Annotated in this window: 29 protein-coding genes, 1 tRNA gene and 1 CRISPR repeat array; of the genes, 23 read left to right on the top strand and 7 right to left on the bottom strand. The window is 35.4% G+C overall.

Annotated features, from left to right (window positions below; genetic code table 11):
• Position 1 precedes the first annotated feature (1 nt).
• The 15 genes from uvrC (at position 2) to ACLRVU_RS07720 (ending at position 12,569) form a co-directional block, all read left to right on the top strand.
• Entirely contained in the window at positions 2-1,765 is a 1,764-nt protein-coding gene (uvrC, locus tag ACLRVU_RS07650; protein WP_147553480.1) for an excinuclease ABC subunit UvrC, read from the top strand.
• Positions 1,766-1,809: 44 nt separating this feature from the next.
• Entirely contained in the window at positions 1,810-2,016 is a 207-nt protein-coding gene (locus ACLRVU_RS07655; protein WP_147553479.1) for a helix-turn-helix domain-containing protein, read from the top strand.
• An 85-nt stretch (positions 2,017-2,101) separates the two neighbouring features.
• Complete coding sequence (locus ACLRVU_RS07660) at positions 2,102-3,265, top strand: M15 family metallopeptidase (RefSeq protein ID WP_147553478.1); 1,164 nt, start codon at positions 2,102-2,104, stop codon at positions 3,263-3,265.
• Positions 3,266-3,274: 9 nt separating this feature from the next.
• The gene (gene murI, locus ACLRVU_RS07665; protein WP_147553477.1) at positions 3,275-4,057 is read left to right on the top strand and encodes a glutamate racemase; all 783 of its coding nucleotides are present in this window, start codon (positions 3,275-3,277) and stop codon (positions 4,055-4,057) included.
• Positions 4,058-4,124: 67 nt separating this feature from the next.
• Complete coding sequence (locus ACLRVU_RS07670) at positions 4,125-5,093, top strand: GerMN domain-containing protein (protein ID WP_412891419.1); 969 nt, start codon at positions 4,125-4,127, stop codon at positions 5,091-5,093.
• A gap of 298 nt (positions 5,094-5,391) precedes the next feature.
• Positions 5,392-5,808: direct repeats of the CRISPR family, unit length 27 nt; unit sequence GTTTAATAACAACATAAGATGTATTTA.
• A gap of 186 nt (positions 5,809-5,994) precedes the next feature.
• Positions 5,995-7,281 carry an alpha-L-fucosidase gene (locus tag ACLRVU_RS07675; protein WP_147553475.1) on the top strand — a complete coding sequence of 429 codons (1,287 nt, stop codon included), beginning with the start codon at positions 5,995-5,997 and terminating at the stop codon, positions 7,279-7,281.
• Positions 7,278-7,745 (top strand): metallophosphoesterase family protein, encoded by a 468-nt coding sequence (locus ACLRVU_RS07680; protein ID WP_147553474.1) that lies wholly within the window; start codon positions 7,278-7,280, stop codon positions 7,743-7,745. Before ACLRVU_RS07675 ends, ACLRVU_RS07680 begins: the two co-directional genes overlap by 4 nt.
• A gap of 78 nt (positions 7,746-7,823) precedes the next feature.
• The gene (locus tag ACLRVU_RS07685; protein WP_147553473.1) at positions 7,824-8,321 is read left to right on the top strand and encodes a hypothetical protein; all 498 of its coding nucleotides are present in this window, start codon (positions 7,824-7,826) and stop codon (positions 8,319-8,321) included.
• A gap of 11 nt (positions 8,322-8,332) precedes the next feature.
• Positions 8,333-8,650 carry a hypothetical protein gene (locus tag ACLRVU_RS07690; protein WP_147553472.1) on the top strand — a complete coding sequence of 106 codons (318 nt, stop codon included), beginning with the start codon at positions 8,333-8,335 and terminating at the stop codon, positions 8,648-8,650.
• A 110-nt stretch (positions 8,651-8,760) separates the two neighbouring features.
• A tRNA-Arg gene (locus ACLRVU_RS07695) sits at positions 8,761-8,837 on the top strand.
• A gap of 106 nt (positions 8,838-8,943) precedes the next feature.
• A complete protein-coding gene (locus ACLRVU_RS07700; protein WP_147553471.1) occupies positions 8,944-9,747 on the top strand; it encodes a KilA-N domain-containing protein in 804 nt (267 codons plus the stop codon).
• Positions 9,748-10,059: 312 nt separating this feature from the next.
• The gene (locus tag ACLRVU_RS07705; protein ID WP_147553470.1) at positions 10,060-10,530 is read left to right on the top strand and encodes a helix-turn-helix domain-containing protein; all 471 of its coding nucleotides are present in this window, start codon (positions 10,060-10,062) and stop codon (positions 10,528-10,530) included.
• 175 nt (positions 10,531-10,705) lie between these two features.
• Entirely contained in the window at positions 10,706-11,056 is a 351-nt protein-coding gene (locus tag ACLRVU_RS07710; RefSeq protein WP_412096942.1) for a MazG nucleotide pyrophosphohydrolase domain-containing protein, read from the top strand.
• 80 nt (positions 11,057-11,136) lie between these two features.
• A complete protein-coding gene (locus tag ACLRVU_RS07715) occupies positions 11,137-11,538 on the top strand; it encodes a MerR family transcriptional regulator (protein ID WP_147553468.1) in 402 nt (133 codons plus the stop codon).
• A gap of 119 nt (positions 11,539-11,657) precedes the next feature.
• Positions 11,658-12,569, top strand: a complete 912-nt coding sequence (locus ACLRVU_RS07720) for an AEC family transporter (RefSeq protein ID WP_412096943.1) — start codon at positions 11,658-11,660, stop codon at positions 12,567-12,569.
• Here the strand turns inward: ACLRVU_RS07720 and ACLRVU_RS07725 are convergent.
• Positions 12,541-13,428, bottom strand: a complete 888-nt coding sequence (locus ACLRVU_RS07725) for a LysR family transcriptional regulator (protein ID WP_412891420.1) — start codon at positions 13,426-13,428, stop codon at positions 12,541-12,543. The genes ACLRVU_RS07720 and ACLRVU_RS07725 overlap by 29 nt on opposite strands.
• A 74-nt stretch (positions 13,429-13,502) precedes the next feature.
• On the opposite strand from ACLRVU_RS07725, the gene ACLRVU_RS07730 reads away from it, so the two are divergent.
• The gene (locus ACLRVU_RS07730) at positions 13,503-14,906 is read left to right on the top strand and encodes a carboxylesterase family protein (RefSeq protein WP_147553465.1); all 1,404 of its coding nucleotides are present in this window, start codon (positions 13,503-13,505) and stop codon (positions 14,904-14,906) included.
• A gap of 146 nt (positions 14,907-15,052) precedes the next feature.
• Positions 15,053-16,294, top strand: a complete 1,242-nt coding sequence (locus tag ACLRVU_RS07735; RefSeq protein ID WP_147553464.1) for an acyltransferase family protein — start codon at positions 15,053-15,055, stop codon at positions 16,292-16,294.
• Positions 16,295-16,307: 13 nt separating this feature from the next.
• Here ACLRVU_RS07735 and ACLRVU_RS07740 read toward each other — a convergent pair whose 3' ends face one another.
• Entirely contained in the window at positions 16,308-17,420 is a 1,113-nt protein-coding gene (locus ACLRVU_RS07740) for a helix-turn-helix domain-containing protein (RefSeq protein ID WP_147553463.1), read from the bottom strand.
• A 237-nt stretch (positions 17,421-17,657) separates the two neighbouring features.
• Between ACLRVU_RS07740 and ACLRVU_RS07745 the strand changes: the two genes are divergently transcribed.
• The 5 genes from ACLRVU_RS07745 to ACLRVU_RS07765 all read left to right on the top strand — a co-directional run bounded on the left by ACLRVU_RS07745 (position 17,658) and on the right by ACLRVU_RS07765 (position 22,309).
• Positions 17,658-19,118 (top strand): flotillin family protein, encoded by a 1,461-nt coding sequence (locus tag ACLRVU_RS07745; RefSeq protein ID WP_412096945.1) that lies wholly within the window; start codon positions 17,658-17,660, stop codon positions 19,116-19,118.
• Positions 19,119-19,261: 143 nt separating this feature from the next.
• The gene (locus ACLRVU_RS07750) at positions 19,262-19,483 is read left to right on the top strand and encodes a FeoA family protein (protein WP_412096946.1); all 222 of its coding nucleotides are present in this window, start codon (positions 19,262-19,264) and stop codon (positions 19,481-19,483) included.
• Between the two features lie 11 nt (positions 19,484-19,494).
• Positions 19,495-19,716, top strand: coding sequence for a FeoA family protein (locus ACLRVU_RS07755; protein ID WP_147553462.1), 222 nt, complete (start codon positions 19,495-19,497; stop codon positions 19,714-19,716).
• Between the two features lie 51 nt (positions 19,717-19,767).
• Entirely contained in the window at positions 19,768-22,146 is a 2,379-nt protein-coding gene (gene feoB / locus ACLRVU_RS07760) for a ferrous iron transport protein B (protein ID WP_147553461.1), read from the top strand.
• Between the two features lie 22 nt (positions 22,147-22,168).
• The gene (locus ACLRVU_RS07765) at positions 22,169-22,309 is read left to right on the top strand and encodes a FeoB-associated Cys-rich membrane protein (protein ID WP_147553460.1); all 141 of its coding nucleotides are present in this window, start codon (positions 22,169-22,171) and stop codon (positions 22,307-22,309) included.
• A gap of 286 nt (positions 22,310-22,595) precedes the next feature.
• Here ACLRVU_RS07765 and purM read toward each other — a convergent pair whose 3' ends face one another.
• The 5 genes from purM to ACLRVU_RS07790 all read right to left on the bottom strand — a co-directional run bounded on the left by purM (position 22,596) and on the right by ACLRVU_RS07790 (position 25,169).
• Positions 22,596-23,846 (bottom strand): phosphoribosylformylglycinamidine cyclo-ligase, encoded by a 1,251-nt coding sequence (gene purM, locus ACLRVU_RS07770; protein ID WP_147553459.1) that lies wholly within the window; start codon positions 23,844-23,846, stop codon positions 22,596-22,598.
• A 142-nt stretch (positions 23,847-23,988) separates the two neighbouring features.
• Positions 23,989-24,324 carry a transporter gene (locus ACLRVU_RS07775; RefSeq protein WP_412096947.1) on the bottom strand — a complete coding sequence of 112 codons (336 nt, stop codon included), beginning with the start codon at positions 24,322-24,324 and terminating at the stop codon, positions 23,989-23,991.
• 2 nt (positions 24,325-24,326) lie between these two features.
• Positions 24,327-24,518: a DUF4177 domain-containing protein gene (locus ACLRVU_RS07780; protein ID WP_147553458.1), complete on the bottom strand. Its 192-nt coding sequence runs from the start codon at positions 24,516-24,518 to the stop codon at positions 24,327-24,329.
• A gap of 109 nt (positions 24,519-24,627) precedes the next feature.
• Positions 24,628-24,978 (bottom strand): beta-class carbonic anhydrase, encoded by a 351-nt coding sequence (locus ACLRVU_RS07785; protein ID WP_412096948.1) that lies wholly within the window; start codon positions 24,976-24,978, stop codon positions 24,628-24,630.
• Positions 24,975-25,169 (bottom strand): hypothetical protein, encoded by a 195-nt coding sequence (locus ACLRVU_RS07790; protein ID WP_412096949.1) that lies wholly within the window; start codon positions 25,167-25,169, stop codon positions 24,975-24,977. Before ACLRVU_RS07790 ends, ACLRVU_RS07785 begins: the two co-directional genes overlap by 4 nt.
• A gap of 129 nt (positions 25,170-25,298) precedes the next feature.
• On the opposite strand from ACLRVU_RS07790, the gene ACLRVU_RS07795 reads away from it, so the two are divergent.
• A complete protein-coding gene (locus tag ACLRVU_RS07795) occupies positions 25,299-25,664 on the top strand; it encodes a MerR family transcriptional regulator (RefSeq protein ID WP_147553457.1) in 366 nt (121 codons plus the stop codon).
• The last annotated feature ends 50 nt before the right edge of the window (positions 25,665-25,714 follow it).

Here is a 25,714-nt window from a genome sequence, read left to right on the forward strand (position 1 = left end):
CATGAGTACAACGTTGATTAAACAAAAATTAGCATTGCTCCCGTTAGAACCCGGCTGCTATCTGATGAAAGACAGTGAAGGGACGATCATTTATGTGGGAAAGGCAAAAAAACTAAAGAACCGTGTTTCTTCTTACTTTATGGGGGCACATAACTATAAGACGACCAAGCTGGTCAGTGAAATTGTTGACTTTGACTACATTGTCACCCATTCTGAAAAAGAAGCCCTGCTTTTAGAAATCAACCTTATCAAAGACTATACGCCAAAGTATAACATCATGTTTATGGATAATAGCTATTATCCCTATATCCTCATGACAAAAGAGCGTCATCCGCGATTGAAGATCGTTCGTGATGTTAAGGATAAAAAGAATAAATATTTTGGACCTTTCCCGGATGCTACGGCAGCCAGAGAAATTTATAAATTGCTGAATCGTCTTTATCCATTGAGAAAGTGTAACCATATTCCCAATAAACCCTGTTTATACTATTCTTTGAATCAATGTTTGGGTCCTTGCATCAACGAAGTAGATGAAGAAACATATAATCAAATGACAACACAAATTACAAAGTTTATTAATGGGGATGTTAAAGAGATTATCAGTGACCTTCAAGAAAAGATGCAGAATGCCAGCGAAGCGATGCAGTTTGAACAGGCAAAGGAATATCGTGACCTGATCCGTTATATCCAGCATGTCACCAGCAAGCAGCATGTTCAGTTCAACGATCAAGTCGATCGTGATATCATTGGCTACCATGTGGATAAAGGGTATCTGAGTGTACAGATTTTCTTTATGCGTAACGGTAAACTATTAGCGCGTGATATTAATTTAGTGCCGATCTATGGCGATATTGAAGAAGAGTTATCCAGCTTCATCGTTCATTTTTATGCGAAAAATACATTGCCAAAAGAAATTCTCATGCCTAAATCGGATGACCTTAAATTATTGGAGGAAGTATTGGGATGCAAGGTATTGCAGCCTACTCGAGGAAATAAAGCGGATCTTGTAAAGATGGCATGTGACAATGCTAAGGAAATGCTGGAAAAGAAATTTATTTTGATGGAAACAGCTGAGAATAAGAATGTCACTGCCATCGATGAGTTAGGACTTGCTTTGAAGATTAAGCGTCCTGCCGTGATAGAACTGTTCGATAACTCGAATATTCAAGGAAGCTATTCGGTTGCCGGGATGGTCTGTTTTGTAGAAGGGAAGCCATCTAAAAATGATTACCGCAAATTTAAGATTAAAACTGTCGAAGGACCCGATGACTATGCTAGTATGAAAGAAGTCGTCTATCGCCGATATTTCCGAGTGCTGATGGATGGCTTAAGAAAGCCGGATCTGATTATCGTCGATGGTGGGAAAGGACAAATTAAGGCGGCAAAAGAAGTCATTGACAGTTTAAATATGGATATTTATGTCAGTGGTTTAAGTAAAGATGACAAGCATTCCACAGCATTATTATTGGATCAAAATGGTGAACCGGTAGAGATTGATCGTAAAAGCCAGCTGTTTTATTTGCTGACTCGAATGCAGGATGAGGTCCATCGCTATGCGATCAGCTTCCATAAAAATGTTCGTGCAAAATCTTTATTTGCTTCTATCTTAGATGAGGTCGATGGAATCGGTGAAGTCCGTAAAAAGAAATTACTGCGTAAATTCGGCAGTGTTAAGAAGATGAAAGAAGCTTCTTTGGAAGAATTAGAAGAGATCCTGCCTAAAGAAGTCGCAAAAAATTTAAAAGCAGAATTAGATAAGCGATAACCATTTTTGATTTTACTCATATGATGTACTAAGGGGGTAAAGTCATGCCAGGAATACTTACTAAACGTGAGAAGGAAATTTTTGAGTTGCTTATCAATCACTATACAACAAGAGATATTGCCAAGAAACTCGGTATCAGTGAAAAAACTGTCCGTAATCATATTTCCAATGTCATTCAGAAATTAGGAGTGACTTCCAGAATACAGGCAGTACTGGAACTGATTAAATTGAATGAACTTAAGATACAGTAAGGAACCCTATTAACAGGGTTCTTTTCATATAATAGTGGTAAATAAGTGCCAATTATTATATAATAGGAAACAACGAGGTGATACCGTGAAACTAAAACATTATCATATTTTTTTATTTGCCGGAGTATGCTTTTTAGTTGCTTTCATAGGAATAAACAATAAATATGATCGTTTTTATCGTGTTGCCGGAATGAACAACGAAAGTCGTATATTAATTGAGACCTATATGGATGAAGCACAGCAGAACTACATGGTAGAAAATAATGTAGGAGTCTTTGAATTTATTCGTTATATAACTTATCCAGGGTTTCAAATTCAAAACTATGAATATTACAACAGCGTTGAAAGAAGCGGTACATATACAACTTTACAAGAGGTCGTTACTCAGACGAATACCATTGTAAATCGCTTAAAAGCGGATACACCTTGGTCAGTCGGAGAAAACTTAACGGCTTTGATTAATGCCAAGCTTTTAAATGACTATGTCAGCAATACGAACTTTAATCTTAAACATATTACCATTTATGAGAAACTGAAACCTTTCTATATGATTGATGATTACAGCTATTTAGCTTTAGTAGAGGATAATTTGGAATCATTAAATAAGCTGGGCTATCAGTCTTTGGATGCCTGTACAGAGATTTTGGTGGCTTTGTTTGAATATTATACGCCTAACCAGGTAGAACGTCTGATTTCAGCTTCTACTGCCGCAAAAGAAGTTCTCTTTTTAGAAGAACCGACGGCTTTGGACGCTGTTTTAAAAGGAAAGACAACAGTGGACAGCTATGTGCCAGATGATTTGTCTTTGATCGAAGATTTACCACGCTATACGTATTTCTTATATTTAAGAGAAGACGCTTATCAGGCACTCAAAGAAATGTGTCATGCTTATGAAAACAGTTCGGACTTTGTACCTTATTACGTACTAAGTGCCTATAAGAGCTATGAATCTGCCTTAGCTGAAAATGAACAGCAGGCAGGGCATCTTGAAGAACAATTGGGAATGACGGTTTCTTTTCAAGTCACGAATCTGGCAGTGGAAGACTTTGAAAACGCATCATTCTTTACTTGGCTCGAAAAGAATGCTTATCAGTATGGCTTTATCTTACGTTATCCAAAAGATAAAAGTGAAGAAACAGGAAGAGAATATAATGCTTACACGTATCGTTATGTGGGAAAAGAGATTGCCAAAGAGATGCATGATCAAAATTATAAGACATTAGAAGAGTATGTCAGCAAAAAGAAGTAGGAGATAAACATGAAAAACACAATTGGGATATTTGATTCTGGAGTGGGAGGACTGACAGTTTTACAGACCATGATAAAAGATCTTCCTCACACCGATTTAATGTATATTGGGGACAACAAGAATTGCCCTTATGGGGATAAAAGTAAAGAAGCCTTATATGAATGTGCTTCAAAGGTGGTGGAATATTTTATTGCTCATCAGATTAAAATTATCGTTTTGGCGTGCAATACAACTTCCGCTAACGTGCTGGAAGAATTAAGAGCCGCTTATCCAAAAACGCGCATCATTGGCGTTATCGATTCTACGGTGCAGAATTTTTTGAAAAAGGATATGGAAAAGGTATTAGTCATCGCCACTAAAGCAACCATCGATTCACATAAATACCAAGACACAATTGCCTTGTATAATAAGCAGGTGCAGGTCATGGAGCTTTCTACACCAAAACTGGTTCCCTTAATTGAATCGGGAGAATATAAGCAGGGGATCCAAGAAACCATAAAAGAATATGTTGCTTCTTATCAGGGAAAGATTGACTCAATGATCTTAGGCTGCACACATTATCCAATTATTGATAGTCAGTTTAAAGAAGTCTTAAGTGATATTTGCTATATATCTTCAAGCGAATCTGTCTCTAAGGAAGTAGCTTATTATTTAAGCGAACATCATTTGATTGATACTCAGCATGTCGGTCAGGTAGAAATCAATACAACAGGAGATATTGAAGATTTTAAATTTGCTGCTGCGAGCTTCTTTGACTTTACAGGAAAAAAGGTTCATCATATTGAAGTTTAACTGAACATACGTTCAGTTTTTTTGCATATTTTACAGTCTCATAAATATAATTTGATGAGGTGAGAATATGAGAAAAAAGAAGATCATCAATACGCTTTTGGTCTGTGCTTTTGTTTTAGCGGTTGGCTTTGTTTACATGAAAAACAAAGATCCAAAAGATGAACCGGTATCCAATGTCGTGTATGATCAGCCAAGCGGGAGTTACAAAGAAGTGGTTTACCAAGATAATAGCGGACTTTTAATACCCGTGAATATCGAATTGACAGAAAGTGGTCAGCTGGAAAAAGATGTCATGGACATTCTTTATAAGATGAAAGAAAGTCCATCATCATTGCCAAATCTGTCACCGGTTTTAAGCAGTGATCTGCAGGTCAACAGTACATCATTAAATGACAAACTGCTGACGATTGATTTCAACAGTGCGTTACTAAATCTCAGCAAGGAAGAAAGCTTAAAGTTTATTGAAGCATTAACTTGGACGTTATGTGATTATAACGGTATTGAAAAACTTCATTTCACATCAGATGGGAATGAAATAACCAATCTGCCAGACAGCTATATCTCTTTAAGTGCTAACTATGGGCATAATCTGGGATTAAACAACTTTGAAACCGTAAACGCTTATTTACATAAGACGAGCGCTTTAGTTGTCTATGGGAATAAGCAGATTGACGGACAGGATTTCTATGTGCCGGTTACAAAACGTATCGATACAAGTGATCTTTCTGTACAAGATAAGGTATCTATTTTACTTTCACAAAATTCTATTTCATCTTTAATCAGTGAAAACAAAGCCTTTGAAAATCTGAAAGTATTAAATGGAACACGCATTGAAGACGGTCGCTTGATCGTTAATCTAAGTGATGGTGCCTTACTTGATGAAATGTCACTGAATCCGCAAGTTACGGATATGCTTTTACTTTCTTTAAGACAGATTGACGGAGTGGAAACGATCAGCTTTGAAGTCAACGGAGAAGCTATCGGTAAAGATGAAATCGTATCAAAGAATGTAGTATATAATGTCGTTAAAATGTAAAAAAAGAACAATTATCTTATGGTAATTGTTTCTTTTTTTATCCGCACAAAATGAGGTGCTATTGGTTGAATGTTTTATTATTCTTTATAGACAACGTTTTTATTAGAGCCGCTTATTCTAAATAATTTACCAGGCTCATTTTTTAAAAATATCTGTTTGTGCCTGTAAATACTGGCTATTCTCTTAGTTTCAATTCTATTTATAAAAGAATAGATGTCGCTGGTAAAATAAGAAGAATCCCTTGAATTTACTGGGTATTTATGAAATAATAAAGTTACAGAAAGCGGTATTTACGAGGGTTTAATAACAACATAAGATGTATTTAAAGTTGAGTGTTGTACGATAATATTCTTTATCGTACAGTTTAATAACAACATAAGATGTATTTAAAGTTCGATTATGGAATATAAAAATAAGATCGTTCATGTTTAATAACAACATAAGATGTATTTAAATCACCAATCAACGCACAAATCAAGCGTTTTTTCCACGTTTAATAACAACATAAGATGTATTTAAATCTTGTCAGATTGACGATATTTATCTCGTCCGCAAGTTTAATAACAACATAAGATGTATTTAAATGAAATAAGTTCCACTATATAAACCAAACCGTCAACAGTTTAATAACAACATAAGATGTATTTAAATCCAATAAACAAATAAATAAGGTAATCATTAGCATTTTGTTTAATAACAACATAAGATGTATTTATATTCTGAGGTTGTGTCTGCCTCAAGAGTAGAAATAAGGATATGAAAGTTTATAATTAGGAACATATTTAGATTCGTTATTGAATATTTTAATTAAATTAATGGTTAATTTGTGAACTTGAAACAATTATCGTCTGATGATTGTTTCTTTCTTTTTTTATGTTATACTGTTACAGAGGTGAAAATAATGTTTGATAGAGCAGTATACAACAAAAGAGTAGAGTGGTATAAAGACGCAAGATTTGGGATGTTCATCCACTTCGGAGCTTACGCTGTTCCAGCTAGAGGAGAATGGATCAGAAGCTATGAAGAGATCAGCAATGAGGATTATCAAAAATATATAGATGCCTTTGATCCAGATGACTGTGATATGAAAGAATGGGCAAAAATGGCGAAAAAAGCAGGAATGAAATACGCTGTTTTAACTGCCAAACATCATGACGGCTATTGCTTATTTGACAGTAAGCTGACCGACTATAAAACAAAACGTGACTTTGTCAGAGAATTTTTAGAAGCATTTCGTGCAGAGGGAATCAGAGCGGGACTGTATTTCTCTTTGATCGATTGGTATCATCCGGATTTTCCGCACTATGGAGATAAACAGCATCCGGAAAGAAGAAATGAAGCTTTTAAAGATACATTGCATGACTTTGATCGCTATTTAAAATATATGCATGGACAAGTAGAAGAATTATGTACGCAATATGGACCGATTGATATTATGTGGTTTGACTTTTCTTATGACAATATGACGGCGGAAACTTGGAAAGCTCAGGAATTAGTAGAGATGGTCAGAAAGCATCAGCCGGATATTATTTTAGATAATCGTTTGGAAGTAAGCGGTGAAGGGTTTGGTTCATTAGCTACTCAGCATCCAACGGATTATTCAGGAGACTTTGTTTCCCCTGAACAGGTTATTCCTCCCTATGGTATTTTAGATGATATGGGAAATCCGGTTTTATGGGAAGCCTGCATTACCATGAATGATAACTGGGGTTACCATTCATCGGATCATAACTTTAAGAAACCATCAACAATCATTCGCAAATTAGTGGAGTGTGTCTCAAAGGGCGGAAACATGATCTTAAATGTTGGACCGGATGCACGCGGACGCTTCCCTAAAGATTCGATACGTATTTTAAATGAAATCGGTGAGTGGATGGCAGATTATTCAAAAAGTATTTATGGATGTGGACCGACTGAACTGACAAAGCCGGATAACGGACGCATCACACAAAGAGGAAACAAGCTCTATTATCATATTATGGAAATGTCTATTGGCGGAATTCCGCTATTTGGCATTCGTAAAGAGCAGATTGAATCGATTATTTTATTGAATGACGGAACAGAAGTAAAAGTGATGGATTACTGGACTGTCAATAATTATCCGGATATTGTGTTCATCAATTTTGCCGGAACAAATGATTTACCTAATCCTATCGATACAGTATTGGAGATTACTTTAAAATCGTGAAAAAAATAGTCATCATGTCGGATAATCATGGTCGGGCTGCTGATGTGATTCAGGTGTTAGAAGATAATGAAGACGCCGATTTATTTATCCATTGCGGCGATAACGAAGGCTATGATGATCAGTTATCGGAATTTGTGGCTGTCCGCGGGAATAACGATTGGACATCGGATTTAAAGGATTATGAGATCATTGATTTTGAAGGGTATCGAATAGGCATTGCCCATGGTCAGTATTTTGGCTATTTCAATAAAGAAGAAGCCATGCTTGAATTTGCGAAAGAAAATCAATTAGATATTCTTTGCTGCGGTCATACCCATATGCCAATGAATATCGATATCGAAAACGTCAAAATTATTAACCCGGGATCAACGCATTTACCTCGCGGCGGATCACCGGCAAGCTATGCTGTTCTTTATATAGATAATGAAGAAATGAATGTAGAATTTATTGAAATGAGATCTTAATGATCTCTTTTTTTGTATAATTTTTTATAAGAAACACACATTATATTGAAAGCTATAAATAGAATGTGAGGGATGATGATGAATCATACATTGAAAAAGTTAATAACAGTTTTTATCTTCAGCATGATGATCTTTGTTTTAAGTGGGTGTCAGTCCAGTCCTAAAACAACAGCCGAAACATTGCAAAAGGATGTTGAAGGAATGATTGATAAAGGGAAAAATGAAGCTAAAAACATCGGAAACAATTTAGAAAATGATGTAGAAGAAGCCATTAAATATATTGATACCCATATGCAGGACCCATTTTCAGATTATGAAGTGACAAAACAAATGGGATATTACAGCTCATATTTAGAAAACATTGCCGGAACAAACGAAGAAGCAGGCAATCACGAAATCGCTAAGCTTGGAAAAAACGTACGCAGTTTCATCAGCAATGTCAGCGGTGGAATTGAAAGTGAAACCAGTGAGATTTCGACTGGATTAAAGAATGATATATCGACTGGATTAGGTAAAATCAATGAAGCAAAAGATGATATGGTGCATAAATTCAGCGAAATGATTAAGAACGGATAAGGAGGATAATGATGAATAAAAAAAGTAAGAATAATTTAGAACAGGCAGTTGATTTTGTAGAGGATAATGTGATTGATCCGATTGCCAACAGTGATATGGCAAAGAAAATGGGTGAATATGCAACAGATGCTAAAAGAATGGCAAAAGATGGGGTAGAAGAAGCCAGTGACGGTATGATGGAGTTAGGTGAAAATGTCGCTTCTATGCTGGACGCATTTAAAAATCATCAGGAAGTAGAAAAATTGCAAAAAGACGTGAAAAAGGGATTTGACAAGCTTGGTAAATCGGCTCGTAAAGTCGCTGATGATGTAAAAGATATTGTCGATTAGAAAGAATGAATCTCACACCCATTAGGCTGTGAGATTTTACTAATTTTATCAAAAAATGATTGACTAATAAGATGATTAATGATAATATGTAAAAGCAGTCAGTAAGAGATGTCTACGTAGCTCAGCTGGATAGAGCACACGCCTTCTAAGCGTGCGGTCACAGGTTCGAATCCTGTCGTGGACGCCATTAGAAAATCAACACACTTCGGTGTGTTTTTTTATTATGTTTAAACCTCTTTTAGGAAGTAAATCACAATTAGTTTGAGATATATCTATATACGAGGTGATAATAATTGAGCCAATTAGAGGTGTTAAATAAAAATATACGATTGATCAAAGTTAATAATGACGATTATATATGCATTACTGATATTGCTAGAACAAAAGATATACGTACGGATTACTTGATTTCAAATTGGAGGAGAAATAGGAATACAATTGAGTTTCTTGGAATCTGGGAAATTATTCATAATAGCAATTTTAATCCCATCGAATTCGATGGGATTAAAAAACAAACTGGATTAAACAGTTTTATTCTAACAACTAAGAAGTGGATTGAAAGTATAAATGCAATTGGAATTATATCAAAGACAGGTAGATATGGTGGTACCTATGCTCATAAAGATATTGCTTTTGAGTTTGCGACTTGGATATCTGTAGAATTTAAGCTATATTTAATTACTGAATTTGAAAGATTAAAGGAAATTGAAAATGAAAAATCGGGTTGGAGTTTACATAGAGAAATATCAAAGATTAATTATCGTATTCATACAAGTGCTATTAAAGAAAATATTATACCTAAAATAAATAATCTTCAAACATCAATTATATATGCTAATGAAGCAGATATTTTAAATATAGCAGTATTTGGTTGCACAGCTAAACAATGGAAGAAAATAAATAAAGATTTAAATGGCAATATTAGGGATTATGCTACTATTGAGCAATTATTAATCTTATCGAATCTAGAAAGCTTAAATGCTGAGTATATTAAGCAAGGAATAGAACAATCCAAAAGGCTAATCAAGTTAAATGAATCAGCTATTAGACAAGCTAAAATAATAAATAAGAATATAAAGAAATTAGAAGTATTTTAATCCTAGTTATGCTATCTTTTTGCTACTAAATACTTTCAACACAATAGATATAATGTAATACAAGTACTAGATATAATACAATATATATACTACATGTCACGAGATGCGGTAATATAACTATTTCCTGTCGTGGAAACCATTAGAAAATGAACATACTTTGGTGTGTTTTTTATTATTTATTGTGAAAGTACAGATACTTTATTAATATTAAGTAGAGTTAAATCAGAATTTATCCCGTTCTCTCAGTTTCTGTCCTGTTCTTATTCAATAAAAGTATGTAATATAAGAATAGTAAAAGAAAGGAGTATATGTATGAATCAGCAAAAAATAGGTGTATTTATCTCATGTTGTAGAAAAGAAAAGAGTTTAACGCAAGCTCAATTAGCTGAAATATTAGGAGTCAGTGATAAATCTATTTCTAGATGGGAAAATGGAAAAACAATGCCGGATATATCATTATATGAACCTCTGTGTAAATCGCTTGATATCCAAATATCGGAATTATTTTATGCTAAAAAAATGACAGACGATGAAAAGACAAAACAAGGAGAACAATCAGCTTTAAGTATATTTAAAACAAAATCACAACTCGAAACATTTGAAATTTTTACTGAAATTTTAATACTCGTTGGAATTATTATTACAGTCACGCTTACAAAAATATTAGCAGTTACTGCTATTCAGATGATGATTACAATTATATGTGGTTTTTTTGTATGGGGTTTTGGTTTAATGTTGAGAGTTAAAATCAAAAAAGTAATTATAGCACTAGAAAATCAATGAATTTCAGTTTATAGAAGCGGATAAGTATTTTCATTTGTCTTAGTAAGTATTTTTAAAGTAAAAAAGAAATAGTATGAAAATCAAATAGTAGTTTTAAAATACTGAATTTAGATCAATAGAATTATTAAACGCTGTTTTTAAATTCATGCTATAATGATGAAAACGGAGGGATATTATGTCAAAGCAAATGGAATTATATGAAAACTTATCAGAAGCGAATACATTGCAGGAAGTACAGGAATATATTAAGAAAGTGATTGAACTGCGGGGATTTGATCAGCAGGAAATTGAAAAAACAATGTTGATGATGACAGAAGAGGTGGGAGAATTAGCTAAAGCAATAAGGAAAGACGCAACCGATTTAAGAACTGACAAGAGTAAAATAAGCCATTATGACACGATTGAAAGTGAAGTAGCCGATACTTTTATTGTATTATTAAGTATTTGTAATAAGCTAAATATTGATTTGTTTAAAGCGCTGAAAGACAAAGAAATTCAAAATTGTCAAAGACAATGGACAAAATAAAGGGATAATCATTATCTTTTCTTGACATTTTCCTAGTTTAATGATAATCGTTATATAGATTTATTTGAACGGAGGATGTTATGGGATATTCTATAGGACAGGTGGCAGAGAAGTTAAACTTGCCAAGTTCAACGATTCGCTATTATGACAAAGAGGGATTACTGCCATTTATTCAAAGAAAGAATTCAGGAGTACGGGTATTTTCTGAATCTGATTTAGGGATGCTGGCAATTATTGAGTGTTTGAAAAATACAGGCATGCCTATTAAAGATATTAAGCAGTTTAGTATTTGGTGTGCACAGGGAGACGCTACTTTGCAAGAGCGCTATGACATGTTTTTAGAAAGAAAGCGCATTGTGGAAGAACAGATGGCAGAACTGGAAAGATCAATGAAAACTATCGAACATAAATGTCGTTATTATAAAGCGGCATTGGAAGCAGGAACTGAAAGTATTCATAAACAAGCTGTAACGAAAAAATAGCATGACTATTTTCTTTGTTCAGTTTTTTTATATAGCTTTAAACCTATAAATATATAATCACATATATATTTTATATTATGAAAGCGTTTGTATATAATGGGCTTAAAGGAGGAGTGAATATGAAGCTTGTATCCATATTATTTCAGCAGATTATGATTATGTATATCTTTATGTTTATTGGCGTGATCTTATTTAAGACAAAAAAGTTATCACTGGAAGGCAGTAAGGCTTTAGGAAATATATTGATCTATGCAGTTATGCCGGCGGTTGTCATTAAAGCCTTTTTAAATGAAATGACGGCAGAACGCTTAAAAGGCTTAGGGATTGCTTTTGTTCTTTCCTTTGCCGTCCTTTTGTTAGCGATGGTCGTTTCTTTGTTCTTGTTCAAAAAAAGACCGATTGAAAATTTTGGAGCTTCTTTTTCTAATGCTGGTTTTATCGGAATTCCCTTAGTTTCAGCTTTATATGGGGATGAAGCAGTGTTTTATGTATCGGCTTTTGTAGCACTGCTTAATCTATTACAATGGACTTATGGTGTTTGTGTGATTACTAAAAATAAAAAGGCGATTTCATTAAAGAAAATTCTTACTAATCCCATATTAATCAGCTTAGTGGTAGGACTTATTTTATTTGTTTGTCAGATACAGGTGCCTGCCATTATTATCAGCAGTATCCAAGGAATTGCGAGTCTGAATGCACCACTGGCGATGTTTAGTTTAGGAACCTATTTAGCCCAAGTCTCATGGAAGGAAATATTTACCAATCGTTACGCTTATTTGAGCAGCGTTATTCGATTACTTGTTGTTCCGTTGCTGACACTAGGTATATTGTCTTTTGTTCCTAGTGTCTATTCAACTATGAAGATGGCAATTTTAATTGCTGCTTCAACCCCGATTGGATCCAATGTTGCGATTTTTGCCCAGATACATAATCAAGACTATAAACAAGCTGTTCGTATCATCTGTTTAAGCACTCTTTGTTCCATTCTTACGATGCCAATGATCATGATGCTTGCGGAGAGAGTTTGGTAATCTGTTTAAAGTAATCTATAATATGTTGTGCTAAGGCTTTAGTAGCTCCGTCTTGATATTGATCTTTTTGCCAATGCAGATAAATATAGCGGAAACAATTAATATCCTCAATGGGTTTAATCACTAAATTAGGATAGATATCCTGCTTCCATGTGATTTCCGGGATCAAGGCAACATCCATGCCAAGGGTTAATAATTCACGAAAGGTGTTGGGGTTATCACTGTAAAGATGAATATTAGGTTCAAAATGACACTGCCGACAGTAATAATGAAGTAATTCATAAAGATTGCTTTTAGGATCAAGACTGATGAATAAATCATCTTTAAGATCTTTTAACGCAATATGTTCTTTAGATGCAAGTGGGTGATGAACCGGTAAAACAGCTACCAATCGTTCTTTAAGCAAAAGATAATCATCATTATTGGCTTGAAGGGAAGCGTAGAGAGTAAGGTCACATTCGTTAGGAAAGGTTTGGTCATTGGTGGATTGGCTGATCATAAAATGAATATCAGGATGTCGCTGACGAAATGTTTTAAGTAAATCAGGCAGAAGAGAAGAAGCCGCCTGAATTTTAAGAGAGACAGTAGAATTGTTTATTCCTTTTAAATCAGCAATTTCACTTCGAATATTCTCAAGAGAAGTAAAAATATGCTGGCAATAACGTTCAACGATCTGACCATATTCATTTAGTTGAGGATGTTTTCCATGGCGATCAAATAAGGGAGTATCCAGCTCGTTTTCTAAGCGCTTGATGGTCTGACTCAATGATGGCTGAGCAATGTGCAGCTCTTTGGCAACTTGGCTCATATTTTCCTTTTTCGCAACCTGCATAAAATAGTATAATTGTAGCAATTCCATAGACGTTCCTTCTTTCATTATAATAAAGTATAAAGGAAACCCATGGTTTAAGCAAATGAATAGGAGAGATAAAAATGATCATAGAAACAACATTAGGCAAAATAGAAGGTTATAAAGAAAATAACTTATATTTATTTAAAGGGATTCCTTATGCAGTAGCAGAGCGTTTTCAAGCACCGCAAAGCATATCTTGGAAGGGAATATTGGATTGTACCCATTATCGTGATAAAGCTGCTCAGATCGTAGAGGGAGATATAACGATAGAGTGTAGTGAAAATGGCTTGAATCTAAATGTATATACGCCTTCTTTAAATGAAGCACTGCCTGTTTTAGTAGAAATTCATGGCGGAGCATTTCAAAATGGCAGTAATCAGAAAATGGATCCTTATCATGTGATTGGAAACAGAAGGCTTGTCTATGTTACGATCAATTATCGTTTAGGGGTATTCGGGTATTTGTATTTAGGCAAGGAATTGAAAGAAGAATTTCAATCATCCGGAAATAATGGAACATTAGATCAAATAGCGGCATTGAAATGGGTTCACAATCATATTCATCAATTTGGTGGAGATCCAAACAAAGTAACGGTTTTAGGAAGTTCGGCAGGAGCAAAATCTTTAGGGGCTATCATGATGCATTCAGAGGCAAAACATTATTTTCAACAAGTTATTTTAGTGAGCGGAGCAGCACAAAGTGTTCGTGATATCAATACTGCACAAAAAATCACAAAGCGCTATAAAGAAATTATGAAGATAGAGGATCTTAATGATTTGCTGACGATGTCGGTTTCTGAACTTTTAAAAGGTCAACAAGTTCTATGCAAAGGATTTGGCAGCACCTGTATTTTTGGACCGGTTGCGGATGATGTGGTGATTCCATCAAGCTTTTTTAAGAAGTTAGATTCAAAAGATTATTGGCAGGGCAAGGCGATTATTGGCAGCTCCAAGCATGAACTGGTCTTTTTTAAGCTGATGGGGATTGATTTTCATCTTTACGGTGAACAAATTGCCAGAGAATTATTCGGTCAAAATGCCTCGATTGCGATCGAGGATGCCAAGATATTAATGAAAGAGTATGGAGAGGAGGAGGCTTGGATTAAAGTGCTGTCTGATTATATGTATCGTACATACAGCTATCGTTTAGGCAGAATTTTAACTGAAAATGGCAGCACCGTTTGGCAGTATAGTACAGAATTTCTTCCTGCCTGTCACTGCATGGATCATATCCTTTCGTTTGAACCAAGAGAAAAGCTAAATAAATATTTTCCTGATATTCCTGATAAAAAAGAAATCATAAGGTTAGGTGATATGATTAAAGATGCCTACCTGTCTTTTGTTGAAGAAGGAAAACCCAATATTGAAAGCTGGAAACCATTGAATGAATCAAATTGTCAGATGATTTGGGATGATCCTATCCATATTGAAAAGCTAGAAGATGAAGTGTGTGATCGTTTTCCCGATCAGGTTTATATATTATAATTTAAAGGGGCGATGACGCTCTTTTTATTATGTTTTAATGAGAAGTCCCTAAGCTGATTAAAAAATAAGATGACAAATAGACAAATTCATTATATATTAGTAAGTAATTACTGGATAATTTATAATGAAAGTTGGATATTAATTGAATGAAGTATAAAAATGAAGTCGTTATTGTAATCGTTGTTTCCATGCTGATCTTAGTTTTAAAATGGATCAATGTCTTTCAGATAGAAAATGGTTTTGGAAACCCTTTGGTGATATTAATGATGATCATTGCTTTTAGTGCGATGGGGATTTACCTCCAAAAAAGTATGGATAAAAACTATGAAAAGCAAGCCATCAACTATAAAAATTTAGATGTTTTAAAATATATCTGTGCTATTTTGATTATCATTTTGCATCTGCGCCCATTTTTTGATTACTCTAATCCTCTTGATTTAGCTTTTAATAATATCATTACACGTGTATGTGTCCCTTTGTTTTTTGTCATTACCGGCTATTTTGCCGCTATTAAAGAAAAAGAACAGCCCGCTTATATGAAGGTCCATGTATCAAAGATGATCCCCTTGTATTTAACCTGGAGTGCTCTTTATATTCCTATATTAATAAATGATGCTGTTCATTATTTACCGACAATTCAAGAGCATATGAACACGCTTCAGTTTTCTGCTCCTATCTTAATTCTATTACTCATTGTCCTTTCTCCATTCGTTGTGATTGTGACATTGGTCTATACAGGTGTTTATTATCATTTGTGGTATTTTCCTGCTGTTATGCTGTCTTTACTGGTACTAAGAAAATGGAAAGAACGATTTCCGGTCAAAAATCTGCTGATTTTATCATTTGTTTTATTACTTTTTGGAGCGACGGAAACTTATTATGGGGTATTGCCGCTTACCATTCAGCAGTTAATCACGTTTTATTATAAAGTTTTCTTTACAACGAGAAACTTTCTTTTCTTTGGTCTGTTTTATGTAGTATTAGGGTATAGTATGGGGAAAAAGAAAGAAGTCTATTCAGAACACTGTGTATCTAAACTGATCATTTCAATGTTCTTCTTGGTTTTTGAAGCTCTTATTCTGCATGATTTCGACCGTCTTAACAGTAATATTCTGCTTTCTTGCATCCCTTTAACGTACTATTTGTTTATCTTTACTTTATATGTAACTCGTAAGAAAGAAAAAAGGATAAACCTCCCTTACAGAGATTTATCTAAATACTATTATTTGGTTCATCCAGCCGTTATTGCGTTATGCTTTTCAGTGTTTAACATAATCAGCATAGAAACGGATCCTTACCAACAGATTGCGGTGGTCTTATTATTCACTCATCTTGTTTCCTATTTTTTCATGATTTTAAAACGATATTTTAAGCGATTACCCATTTAATTTAAACCTATCTTTATTCAGAATAAATCTCATAGTTTGAGATGATCGCACTTTCATCATTAATGGTGATGCTGATCGATTCTGCTTGTTGAGTGATTTCAAATACATGAATGTACTTATTGGCAAGAAGGACATTATTTCCTCTGATTTTAATCGCTAAATTTCCTTCTTCAAATTCGGTGGTAATCTCAGTATAATCTAAATCCTGTCCGATTAATATCAAATATTGTTTATTCTCTTGGGGATCCCTTAAAATAAGCGTATTTTCCTCAAATTGAAAGTTCGGACGGGCTAACAGCTTTTTAAGCAGAGTCATTTTTTTATCTTCATCAACATCTTTTAAACCTTCACTTTTATTCTCAATGCTATGTTCAAAATTGTAGTGGCTTAAATCATCAGCAAAAATCTGTAAACCGATTTCAAGCAGTCCGTCATAGTAATAGAGGTCACCTGTGCTAATATCCATGTAATTTCCGTTTTGATTAAAAAGGAAGTATGTTTTTTGATCATCCTGATAAACATGGATTTTTAATAAGGCTTCATTTTGATAGCTGAAATGCATGGTCGCAAGCCATTTTAAATCGGATGGTGAAGTCAATTCCTTTTGGGCAATTTTAATCAGTTGATCTACTTTTATGCTTTTTAGTAGCTGAGTATGTTTCTGGGTATCATAAACATTTAAATAGTATAATACAATACCATTAGTTCCTTGATCAATCGGTTTTGTAGGTGCTTGATAATCTAAAATAGCTTTATTGACCATATCCCCGCTGACCAGTAAATTTTTATTGGTATACTTGCTTTGGAATCCTCTTGAATCACGATAATATAAAAGAGCGAGCCAACAGCATAAGAAGCATAGAATGCCAATCACTAGTTGATAGCGTTTTTTCTTTTGTTTTTCTTTTTTTGCAATATAGGTATTGCCATCCAATAATTCTTCATAATCCAATTCTAAAATTTTCGCAAGTTGGGGAATTGTTTCGATATCCGGATATCCGCTGCCGGTTTCCCAGCGTGAAATAGTTTTATTGGAAACGTGTAATTGATCTGCCAATTCCTTTTGTGTAAGGTGTAATCGAGTGCGTCTTTCTTTGATTAATTTACTGAATTCATTGGTTGTCATAAGAACCCCTCCCTACTTAAAGAATATCGGTTAAATACTAAATAGTCAACGAGATGAGACTCTATGATTCATAGACATGGATTTTATCAGCAGTCTTTTCTAAAAGGGAGTATTTTTATAAAAAAGATAGAATATATAATAAGAGGCAAGGAGAGGATAGGATGAGTTTTGTCGATATCTGTTGCCCTAGTGAAGTGAAAAATGATAAAATAGAGATAGGAAAAGGGAGGGATGGACATGGATATTATGGATATGCTGACAAGCAATCTTCCAGTCATCATAGGTGTTATTATTTTTGCTTTAGTCATCGTCATCGTGGTTACGGGGTATGTGAAGGCTTCTCCGGATACAGCTTATATTATTTCCGGATTAAGAAAACAGCCTAAAGTATTAATTGGGAAAGCAGGGATTAAAATACCTTTCTTGGAAAAGAAAGATGAATTAAATCTGCAATTAATACCGATTGATGTCAAAACATCAAATGCGGTGCCAACAGCGGATTATATCAATATTAATGTGGATGCTGCTGTTAATATTAAGATTAGTGATGATTCCGATCGTTTGAATCTGGCGGCTCAGAACTTTTTAAATAAACCGGTAGAATATATCGCAAATGTCGCAAGAGAAGTACTAGAAGGAAACATGCGTGAAATCGTTGGACGTATGAATCTTGAAGAAATGGTGTCAGATCGTCAAAAGTTTGCGGAGTTGGTAAAAGAAAATGCAGAACCTGACTTAGCCAAAATGGGATTAGATATCGTCTCTTTTAATGTTCAGAATTTTGTGGATGGAAACGGTGTGATTGAAAACCTAGGGGTTGATAACATCGTGAAGATTCAAAAGAATGCGGCTATTTCTCGTGCTGTCAGTGAAAGAGATATTGCTCAGGCACAGGCAAAAGCTTCTCAGGAAGCGAATGATGCGAAAGTAGATGCGGAAACAAAAATTGCTGAACGTAATAATGAATTAGCTATTAAGCAAGCTGAATTGAAAAAGATTGCTGATGCAAAACAAGCCGAAGCAGATGCTGCTTATAGGATTCAAGAGGAACAGTCTCGTAAGTCAATCGAGGTAGCGACTGCTGATGCAAATATCATGAAGCAGGAAAAAGAAATTGAATTAAAACGTAAAGAAGTAGAAGTCAAAGAACAAAGTTTGGATGCTGAGATTAGAAAACAGGCAGAAGCTGAAAAGTTTGCCGCTCAGCAAAAAGCGGATGCTGAGCTTTATAAACGCCAAAAAGATGCGGAAGCTAAACTCTTTGAAAAACAAAGAGAAGCCGAAGCAAAAAAAGCGGATGCCGAAGCAGTAAAGTATCAGATGGAACAGGAAGCTGCCGGGATCACAGCTAAAGGAGAGGCAGAAGCCAGAGCGATTGAAGCCAAAGGGGTTGCGGAAGCAGAAGCATTAGATAAAAAAGCGGAAGCAATGAAAAAATATGGAGAAGCGGCGGTTATGGAAATGTATTTCAATATGCTGCCTAAAGCAGTGGAAGCAGCGGCTAAGCCATTAGAAAAAGTAGATAAGATTACGATGTATGGTGAAGGAAACAGCGCTAAATTAGTATCCGATATCGTCAAAACGGCGACTCAGGTCAGTGAAGGGATGAATGAATCTATTGGGATTGATTTAAAGAGTGCGATTGTTGGTTTCTTAGGTGGTAAAATGACCGACCAAGGAAACGATGAGGATAAATAATAAGTGAGAAGAAGTTCATGGAGAATCCATGATCTTTTTTAGTTAAGAACGAAAATTGTTTTATAAAGTTATTCTATTCTAACAAAAAAACTTGACAATATACATGTGTTAGAATATACTAACATTAGTAAAAAGGAAAGAAGATGATGATGATGCCCTTAAGTATGGTGAAAATTGGAGAACCCAATATTATTTGTAAAGTCGGCGGTAAAGAGGAGACACGACGCTTTTTAGAAAATCTTGGTTTTGTTCCGGGTGGAACAGTGATGGTTGTTTCCGAAATAGGTGGAAATATGATCGTCAACGTAAAGGACTCAAGAGTTGCCATTGGTAAAGATATGGCAAATAAAATCATGGTAAGATAGGGGGGATTTACATGAAAACATTGAAAGAGATTAAATGCGGTGACACGGTAAAGGTGATTAAGTTAGAGGGAGAGGGACCGGTTAAACGACGTATCATGGATATGGGAATAACTAAAGGTGTAGAAATTTTTGTGAGAAAAGTAGCACCATTAGGCGATCCGCTAGAAGTAACTGTGCGAGGATATGAACTGTCATTGCGTAAGGCAGATGCTTCAATGATTATTGTAGAATAATTTTTTTTGATATTTAAGTTAGAGCGAACTAACAAAATAGGAGGGAATAAAATGATTAAGATAGCTTTAGCCGGGAATCCCAATTGCGGGAAAACAACTTTATTTAATGCTTTAACAGGATCCAATCAGTTTGTTGGAAACTGGCCGGGGGTAACTGTAGAGAAAAAAGAAGGAAAATTAAAGGGACATAAAGATGCAGTGATCATGGACTTACCGGGGATTTACTCGCTTTCCCCTTATACATTAGAAGAAGTCGTGGCAAGAAATTACTTAATTAATGAAAAGCCGGATGTCATTTTGAATATTGTGGATGGAACCAATATTGAAAGAAACCTATATTTATCTACACAGTTAATGGAACTGGGAATACCTGTCATTATTGCTGTAAATATGATGGATATTGTAAAAAAATCAGGAGATCAGATTTACATTGATCGTTTAAGTGAAAAACTAGGCTGTGAAGTTGTTGAAATTTCCGCTTTAAAGGGAGATGGAATTAAAGAAGTAGCAGATCGTGCTGTTCGTTTAGCAAAGCAGAATCAAAAGACATCGGCTGTACATCAATTCCAAAGTGACGTTGAAAAGATATTGAATCGTATCGAAGATAAAATAGGAAATCAGATTTCTAATGAACAAAAACGTTTCTTCGCTATCAAATTATTAGAAAAAGATGATAAGATTCTGTCTCAAATGGACATTGTACCTAACATTGAAGATGAAATCAAAGAGATTGAAGAAGCCATGGACGATGATACGGAAAGTATTATCACGAATGAACGTTATCTTTATATTTCATCAATTATTGATGAATGCTGCAAGAAAAACAGCAAAGGTAAGTTAACCGTTTCTGATAAAATCGATCATATTGTGACCAATCGTTTCTTAGCGCTGCCCATTTTTGCCTTAGTCATGATCTTAGTCTATGTTGTCTCTGTTACGACAGTAGGGGGCTGGGCTACCGACTGGGCAAATGACGGTGTCTTTGGGGATGGATGGCATCTGTTCAGCATCGGGACGACTGATTATGAAAATGCAGCCGAAGATTATGAACGTGCTGATCAAATCTTAGTTGCTTTCGATGAAGGGGAAAGTGTTGCGGAAATCATGGACGAAGAGGAAAATGTGACCGAAACTGTGACTCTTAATGATTCTGTTGTGGCTCAAGCGACTGAAATTGTGGAAGCCGGAGAACCGGATCCATCTGAATTTGGTATTTGGGTGCCGGGTATTCCGGGAATCCTTGAATCAGGATTGGATGCCCTGAATTGTGCAGACTGGCTTAAAGGACTGATCTTAGATGGGATTGTAGCCGGGGTTGGAGCAGTTTTAGGATTTGTCCCGCAAATGTTAGTTCTATTCTTATTTTTAGCATTTCTGGAAGCTTGCGGCTATATGGCGCGTGTGGCTTTCATCATGGATAGAATTTTTAGAAAATTTGGTTTATCAGGAAAATCATTCATTCCAATGCTGATCGGAACCGGTTGTGGTGTTCCGGGAATTATGGCATCAAGAACGATTGAAAATGATCGTGATCGCAAAATGACGATCATGACGACGACATTCATTCCCTGCAGTGCAAAATTACCGATTATCGCTCTAATATCAGGAGCCTTATTCGGTGGTGCATGGTGGGTTGCTCCAAGTGCTTACTTTGTTGGAATCGCCGCTATTGTATGTTCAGGAATTATACTTAAAAAAACCAAAATGTTTGCCGGAGATCCGGCTCCGTTTGTTATGGAATTACCTGCCTATCATATGCCTACGATAAGCAATGTTTTAAGAAGCATGTGGGAACGTGGCTGGTCATTTATTAAAAAAGCTGGAACAATCATCTTATTATCAACAATCTTTGTTTGGTTTACTTCATACTTCGGTTGGGTTGATGGTCAATTCAGAATGCTAGATGCAATGGAACTGGATCATAGTATCTTAGCCTCTATTGGAAATGCGATTGCTTGGTTATTTACTCCGCTGGGATGGGGAGATTGGAAGTCTGCTGTAGCCGCTATTACAGGTTTGGTGGCTAAAGAAAACGTTGTTGGAACATTCGGTATCTTGTTTGGTTACTCTGAGGTGGCTGAAAATGGAACTGAAATTTGGACACTACTGGCTGCCAGCATGACAGCAGCAGCGGCTTACTCATTCTTAGTATTCAACTTATTATGTGCACCATGCTTCGCGGCTATGGGCGCTATTAAAAGAGAAATGAATAACGCTAAATGGTTCTGGTTTGCAGTAGGATATCAAACTGTATTAGCCTATGCCGTTGCATTGTGTGTCTATCAGTTTGCGACTTTCTTTATCACTGGGGCTTTTAGTATCGGAACAATCATTGCTTTAGTGATCACTGTCATCTTCTTATTCTTACTATTCAGACCTTATAAAGAAAGTCATCAGTTAAATGTAAGCAGTGTACTGGGGGCTAAATAATCCATTCGGAAAGGAGTCAATTATGGGAACATTATTTGTTGGTTTAATTGTGGTCTTGGTTGTTGCCTTGATCATTCGTAATATGATAAAAGATAAAAAAGCTGGGAAATCCATTCAATGCAGCTGTGGCTGTGGGAATTGTCAGAGGCATTGTCATCATTAGTAAAAGAGAACGTCTTTCTTGACTTTGAGTTCATTCAAAGGTATACAATAAACTTATAGATAGAATTTAACAAAGAAGGCATGATGATCATCGCTGAAGTCAGAAAGAAATTTAGTATTTCACTAGATACCCTTCACAACTATGAGGGATGTTTAATCAGAAAATAAATGAGTATGCCTTAGGGGATACTCATTTTCTTTATAAAAAATAGGCTGTTTTATTTTGAGCTTTTATTAATATCTAATCACCCACTTAATAAAAAAGCCAGCTAAGAAAGCCGGTTGAATCAGAGCCAGTTTAGCTGCTGGGTAAAGGTGATCTTTTGAACACCTTTTTTTATTTTTCCAATCTCATAACAAGGATAGAATTGCTGTATATGCTGCTTTACCTCTTGAACCTGATGTAAAGGAACAACAACGTTAAACCCAACACCGCAGTTAAAAGTATTCAGCATCTCTTCATCGCTGATATTTCCATGGGTTTTAATAAACTTGAAAATAGGCAGTAATTGAATTTTTGATAAGTCAATTTCAGCTGTAAGTCCATCAGGAATAATGCGTGATAAATTTCCCTCTATGCCTCCCCCAGTAATATGTGCCATGCCATGCAGACAATTTTTTGCGAACAAGTCCTTTAATGCTTTATAGTAAGGAGTGTGAGGTTTCATGATCTGTTCAATAAAAGTCAAACCGTCAATCTTATCCAGTTTAATTTGCGGCATCTGATCCATTAATAGACGGACTAAAGAATAGCCATTAGTATGTAAACCATTGGATGCGATCGCTAAAACAATATCTTCTTCTTGAATGGCAGAACCGTCACAGATTTTTTGTTTTTCCACAATTCCGGCGATACTGGAAGTCAGCACATAAACACCTTGATCTAAAACTTGCGGCTGGATGGAAGTTTCCCCGCCGACTAGTGAGCATTCATTTTCCTTGCAGGCGTCTGAGATTCCTTTAACTAATGCCGTGATGGTATCTTTTTGTGCGTTTGCACAGACAATGGTATCTAAAACAGCCAAAGGCTTTGCGCCCATCACGATGATATCATTCACTAAATGATTGATCATGTCGTGACAGATCGATTCACTGTATCCATATTCCATTGCTAATTTCTGCTTTGATCCGGGTTCTTCTGATTTTAAGACCAGTACAGGCTCTTTGATATTTGGGAAGTGAATATCATATAAAGAGGCAAAAGGACCTAATCCGTTTAAAACACGCTGATCTTTTGTTTCTAAATGCTTTGCCATTTCTCTTTTGATAGTATCTGTGTATGTGATATCAATCCCTGCTTTACTGTAGGAAAGTCCAACTTTCGCTTTTTCATTTCCAATGAGTATCTCATCGACACTGACATTTAATGCTGTGGCAAGCTCGTATAACGATTCAATATTAGGATAAGTCGATCCATTTTCCCATTTTGATACGGCTTGAAAAGAAATATTTAAACGCTCCGCTAACTGCTGCTGTGTAAGTCCCAACTCTTTTCTCTTTTCAGCAATAAAACGTCCTACTTTGATACTGTCTAACATATGATTTCCTCCTTGCTTTCTATCTTGATTATAATCGGTGAAGCAAAACAAACACAATAACGCATTGCTAGAATTTCACTGCTGAATTCAACTAAAGATAGAATAAATAAAATAAAGACTCCTAAAAGCCTTTATTATAACCTTATTTTGCTCGTCGCAGGAACTCGAAAAAAGCAAAAATGATAGAAATAATTGTCAATACAGACACTATAAGCTGTGACATGTTGGTTGCATATTCTGATTGCTCAGGCATTACTGCTCCTAGAATCAAAAAGTAGACACACCAGATAAAGCCTAAGATCAAGAAGAGAAAAGTAAGATACTTCACTATATTGGCGACAATCTTTATCATATGTCCAGCCGCAGCTACTTGCTGTTCATTGTAATTCTTTTTGAACGCTAAGCGCAGGGTTCCGGCAAAAAAACCACCAATAATTCCTAGGGAAATGCCTATGCAAATATTATAAAACAAATCCATATCTATTTCCCTGCTTCAAAAATCAGATCAATTTTTCGAATACAGCCATTGGCACTGATTTCTGTTGGAATCATACCAATATAGGTATATCCTTTTTGTGCATATTGATCAATAATCTCTCGATGCTGATTCATTGAAGCCATTACCATGTTTGAAGCTGAATAACTAAGACTGACATATTCATATTTTTTCATACACTTATCTCCTTTTCATTCTTATTCCATATTAACATGAAATTTATAGATATGTTACATGAACTACAAAAAATCAGAAAAATCATGATGATTCTCCTGATTCAATACTTTATTTTACGGGCATTAATTCACCTGTAATAGAATCCATAATATAGCCATAAATATGAATGTCATCTGGAATCAGTGGATGCTTTTTCAGCATTTCCACACTTTTCTTAACGGCAGTGCTGGCATCTTTAAACCCCGCCAGCCAACTTTCAAATTGAATTCCACAATATTTAACGAAATCAATGGAGTCTTCATGAATGCCTCTTTCTTTCATTTTATGAATCATCGCTTCATAATTAACAGACTGAACTCCGCAGTCTGTATGACCGATAATCATAATATCCTGTACCCCAAGCTCATAAATCGCAATCAGTAAACTTCTGACAGCACTGCCAAAGGGGTGAGTGATCATACCCCGGCATTCTTAATAATTTTAGCATCACCGTTTTTGAGCCCTAGAGCTGCCGGCAGCAGTTTTGTCAGACGGGTATCCATGCACGTTACAATAGCAAGTTTCTTTTTAGGGTATTTACCGGTTTCATAAGGTTTATATTTTTTATCTTCAACAAATTGTTTGTTGTAATTTAAAATGTCATCCATCATATGATTTCCTCCTTCTTGGGATTATAGCACTATTCTTCATCATCACAAGGGAAAAATAAAAAAGTCTGTAAAAAAACTTGACTTAGAGTTAACTCGAAGGTGTATCGTAAAAGCATGGAGGTGGTAAAAATGACGATTGCAGAAGTAAGCAGACAGTTTTGCCTTTCTGGTGATACGCTTCGATATTATGAAAGAATCGGATTAATTCCGCCTATTCATAAAAATAAAAGTGGGATTCGAGACTATCAGGAAGAGGATTTAAAATGGATTCAGTTTGTAAAATGCATGCGAGCTGCGGGACTTCCAATCGAGGTTCTTCTTGAATATATGGAATTATATCGTCAGGGGGATGAAACCTATTATGCTCGACAGGCTTTGCTGGAAGAACAGCGCGACCGCTTAATAGAACGTATTAACGAAATGAATGATACATTGGATAAATTGAATCATAAGATTGATCGCTATCATCAGATGGCAATGAATGGAAAACTATGATTGCTTGGCTGCTTCATTGAATCATGTTTAAACTCCCTGTTTGAAATATT

This window comes from Beduini sp. (assembly GCF_047239305.1).
GTDB lineage: Bacteria > Bacillota_I > Bacilli_A > Erysipelotrichales > Coprobacillaceae > Beduini.

Excerpts from the sequence above, each read along its gene's own strand:
- ACLRVU_RS07780 (WP_147553458.1), bottom strand. The coding sequence starts at position 24,518 with ATGAAAAAATATGAATATGTCAGTCTTAGTTATTCAGCTTCAAACATG.
- ACLRVU_RS07740 (WP_147553463.1), bottom strand. The coding sequence starts at position 17,420 with ATGACAACCAATGAATTCAGTAAATTAATCAAAGAAAGACGCACTCGA.
- ACLRVU_RS07765 (WP_147553460.1), top strand. The coding sequence starts at position 22,169 with ATGGGAACATTATTTGTTGGTTTAATTGTGGTCTTGGTTGTTGCCTTG.
- ACLRVU_RS07685 (WP_147553473.1), top strand. The coding sequence starts at position 7,824 with ATGAATCATACATTGAAAAAGTTAATAACAGTTTTTATCTTCAGCATG.
- ACLRVU_RS07730 (WP_147553465.1), top strand. The coding sequence starts at position 13,503 with ATGATCATAGAAACAACATTAGGCAAAATAGAAGGTTATAAAGAAAAT.
- ACLRVU_RS07735 (WP_147553464.1), top strand. The coding sequence starts at position 15,053 with ATGAAGTATAAAAATGAAGTCGTTATTGTAATCGTTGTTTCCATGCTG.
- ACLRVU_RS07745 (WP_412096945.1), top strand. The coding sequence starts at position 17,658 with ATGGATATTATGGATATGCTGACAAGCAATCTTCCAGTCATCATAGGT.
- ACLRVU_RS07690 (WP_147553472.1), top strand. The coding sequence starts at position 8,333 with ATGAATAAAAAAAGTAAGAATAATTTAGAACAGGCAGTTGATTTTGTA.
- ACLRVU_RS07750 (WP_412096946.1), top strand. The coding sequence starts at position 19,262 with ATGATGATGATGCCCTTAAGTATGGTGAAAATTGGAGAACCCAATATT.
- ACLRVU_RS07725 (WP_412891420.1), bottom strand. The coding sequence starts at position 13,428 with ATGGAATTGCTACAATTATACTATTTTATGCAGGTTGCGAAAAAGGAA.
- ACLRVU_RS07785 (WP_412096948.1), bottom strand. The coding sequence starts at position 24,978 with ATGATCACTCACCCCTTTGGCAGTGCTGTCAGAAGTTTACTGATTGCG.
- feoB (WP_147553461.1), top strand. The coding sequence starts at position 19,768 with ATGATTAAGATAGCTTTAGCCGGGAATCCCAATTGCGGGAAAACAACT.
- ACLRVU_RS07720 (WP_412096943.1), top strand. The coding sequence starts at position 11,658 with ATGAAGCTTGTATCCATATTATTTCAGCAGATTATGATTATGTATATC.
- ACLRVU_RS07795 (WP_147553457.1), top strand. The coding sequence starts at position 25,299 with ATGACGATTGCAGAAGTAAGCAGACAGTTTTGCCTTTCTGGTGATACG.
- uvrC (WP_147553480.1), top strand. The coding sequence starts at position 2 with ATGAGTACAACGTTGATTAAACAAAAATTAGCATTGCTCCCGTTAGAA.
- ACLRVU_RS07710 (WP_412096942.1), top strand. The coding sequence starts at position 10,706 with ATGTCAAAGCAAATGGAATTATATGAAAACTTATCAGAAGCGAATACA.
- ACLRVU_RS07675 (WP_147553475.1), top strand. The coding sequence starts at position 5,995 with ATGTTTGATAGAGCAGTATACAACAAAAGAGTAGAGTGGTATAAAGAC.
- ACLRVU_RS07715 (WP_147553468.1), top strand. The coding sequence starts at position 11,137 with ATGGGATATTCTATAGGACAGGTGGCAGAGAAGTTAAACTTGCCAAGT.
- ACLRVU_RS07775 (WP_412096947.1), bottom strand. The coding sequence starts at position 24,324 with ATGGATTTGTTTTATAATATTTGCATAGGCATTTCCCTAGGAATTATT.
- ACLRVU_RS07755 (WP_147553462.1), top strand. The coding sequence starts at position 19,495 with ATGAAAACATTGAAAGAGATTAAATGCGGTGACACGGTAAAGGTGATT.
- ACLRVU_RS07790 (WP_412096949.1), bottom strand. The coding sequence starts at position 25,169 with ATGATGGATGACATTTTAAATTACAACAAACAATTTGTTGAAGATAAA.
- ACLRVU_RS07655 (WP_147553479.1), top strand. The coding sequence starts at position 1,810 with ATGCCAGGAATACTTACTAAACGTGAGAAGGAAATTTTTGAGTTGCTT.
- murI (WP_147553477.1), top strand. The coding sequence starts at position 3,275 with ATGAAAAACACAATTGGGATATTTGATTCTGGAGTGGGAGGACTGACA.
- ACLRVU_RS07670 (WP_412891419.1), top strand. The coding sequence starts at position 4,125 with ATGAGAAAAAAGAAGATCATCAATACGCTTTTGGTCTGTGCTTTTGTT.
- purM (WP_147553459.1), bottom strand. The coding sequence starts at position 23,846 with ATGTTAGACAGTATCAAAGTAGGACGTTTTATTGCTGAAAAGAGAAAA.
- ACLRVU_RS07705 (WP_147553470.1), top strand. The coding sequence starts at position 10,060 with ATGAATCAGCAAAAAATAGGTGTATTTATCTCATGTTGTAGAAAAGAA.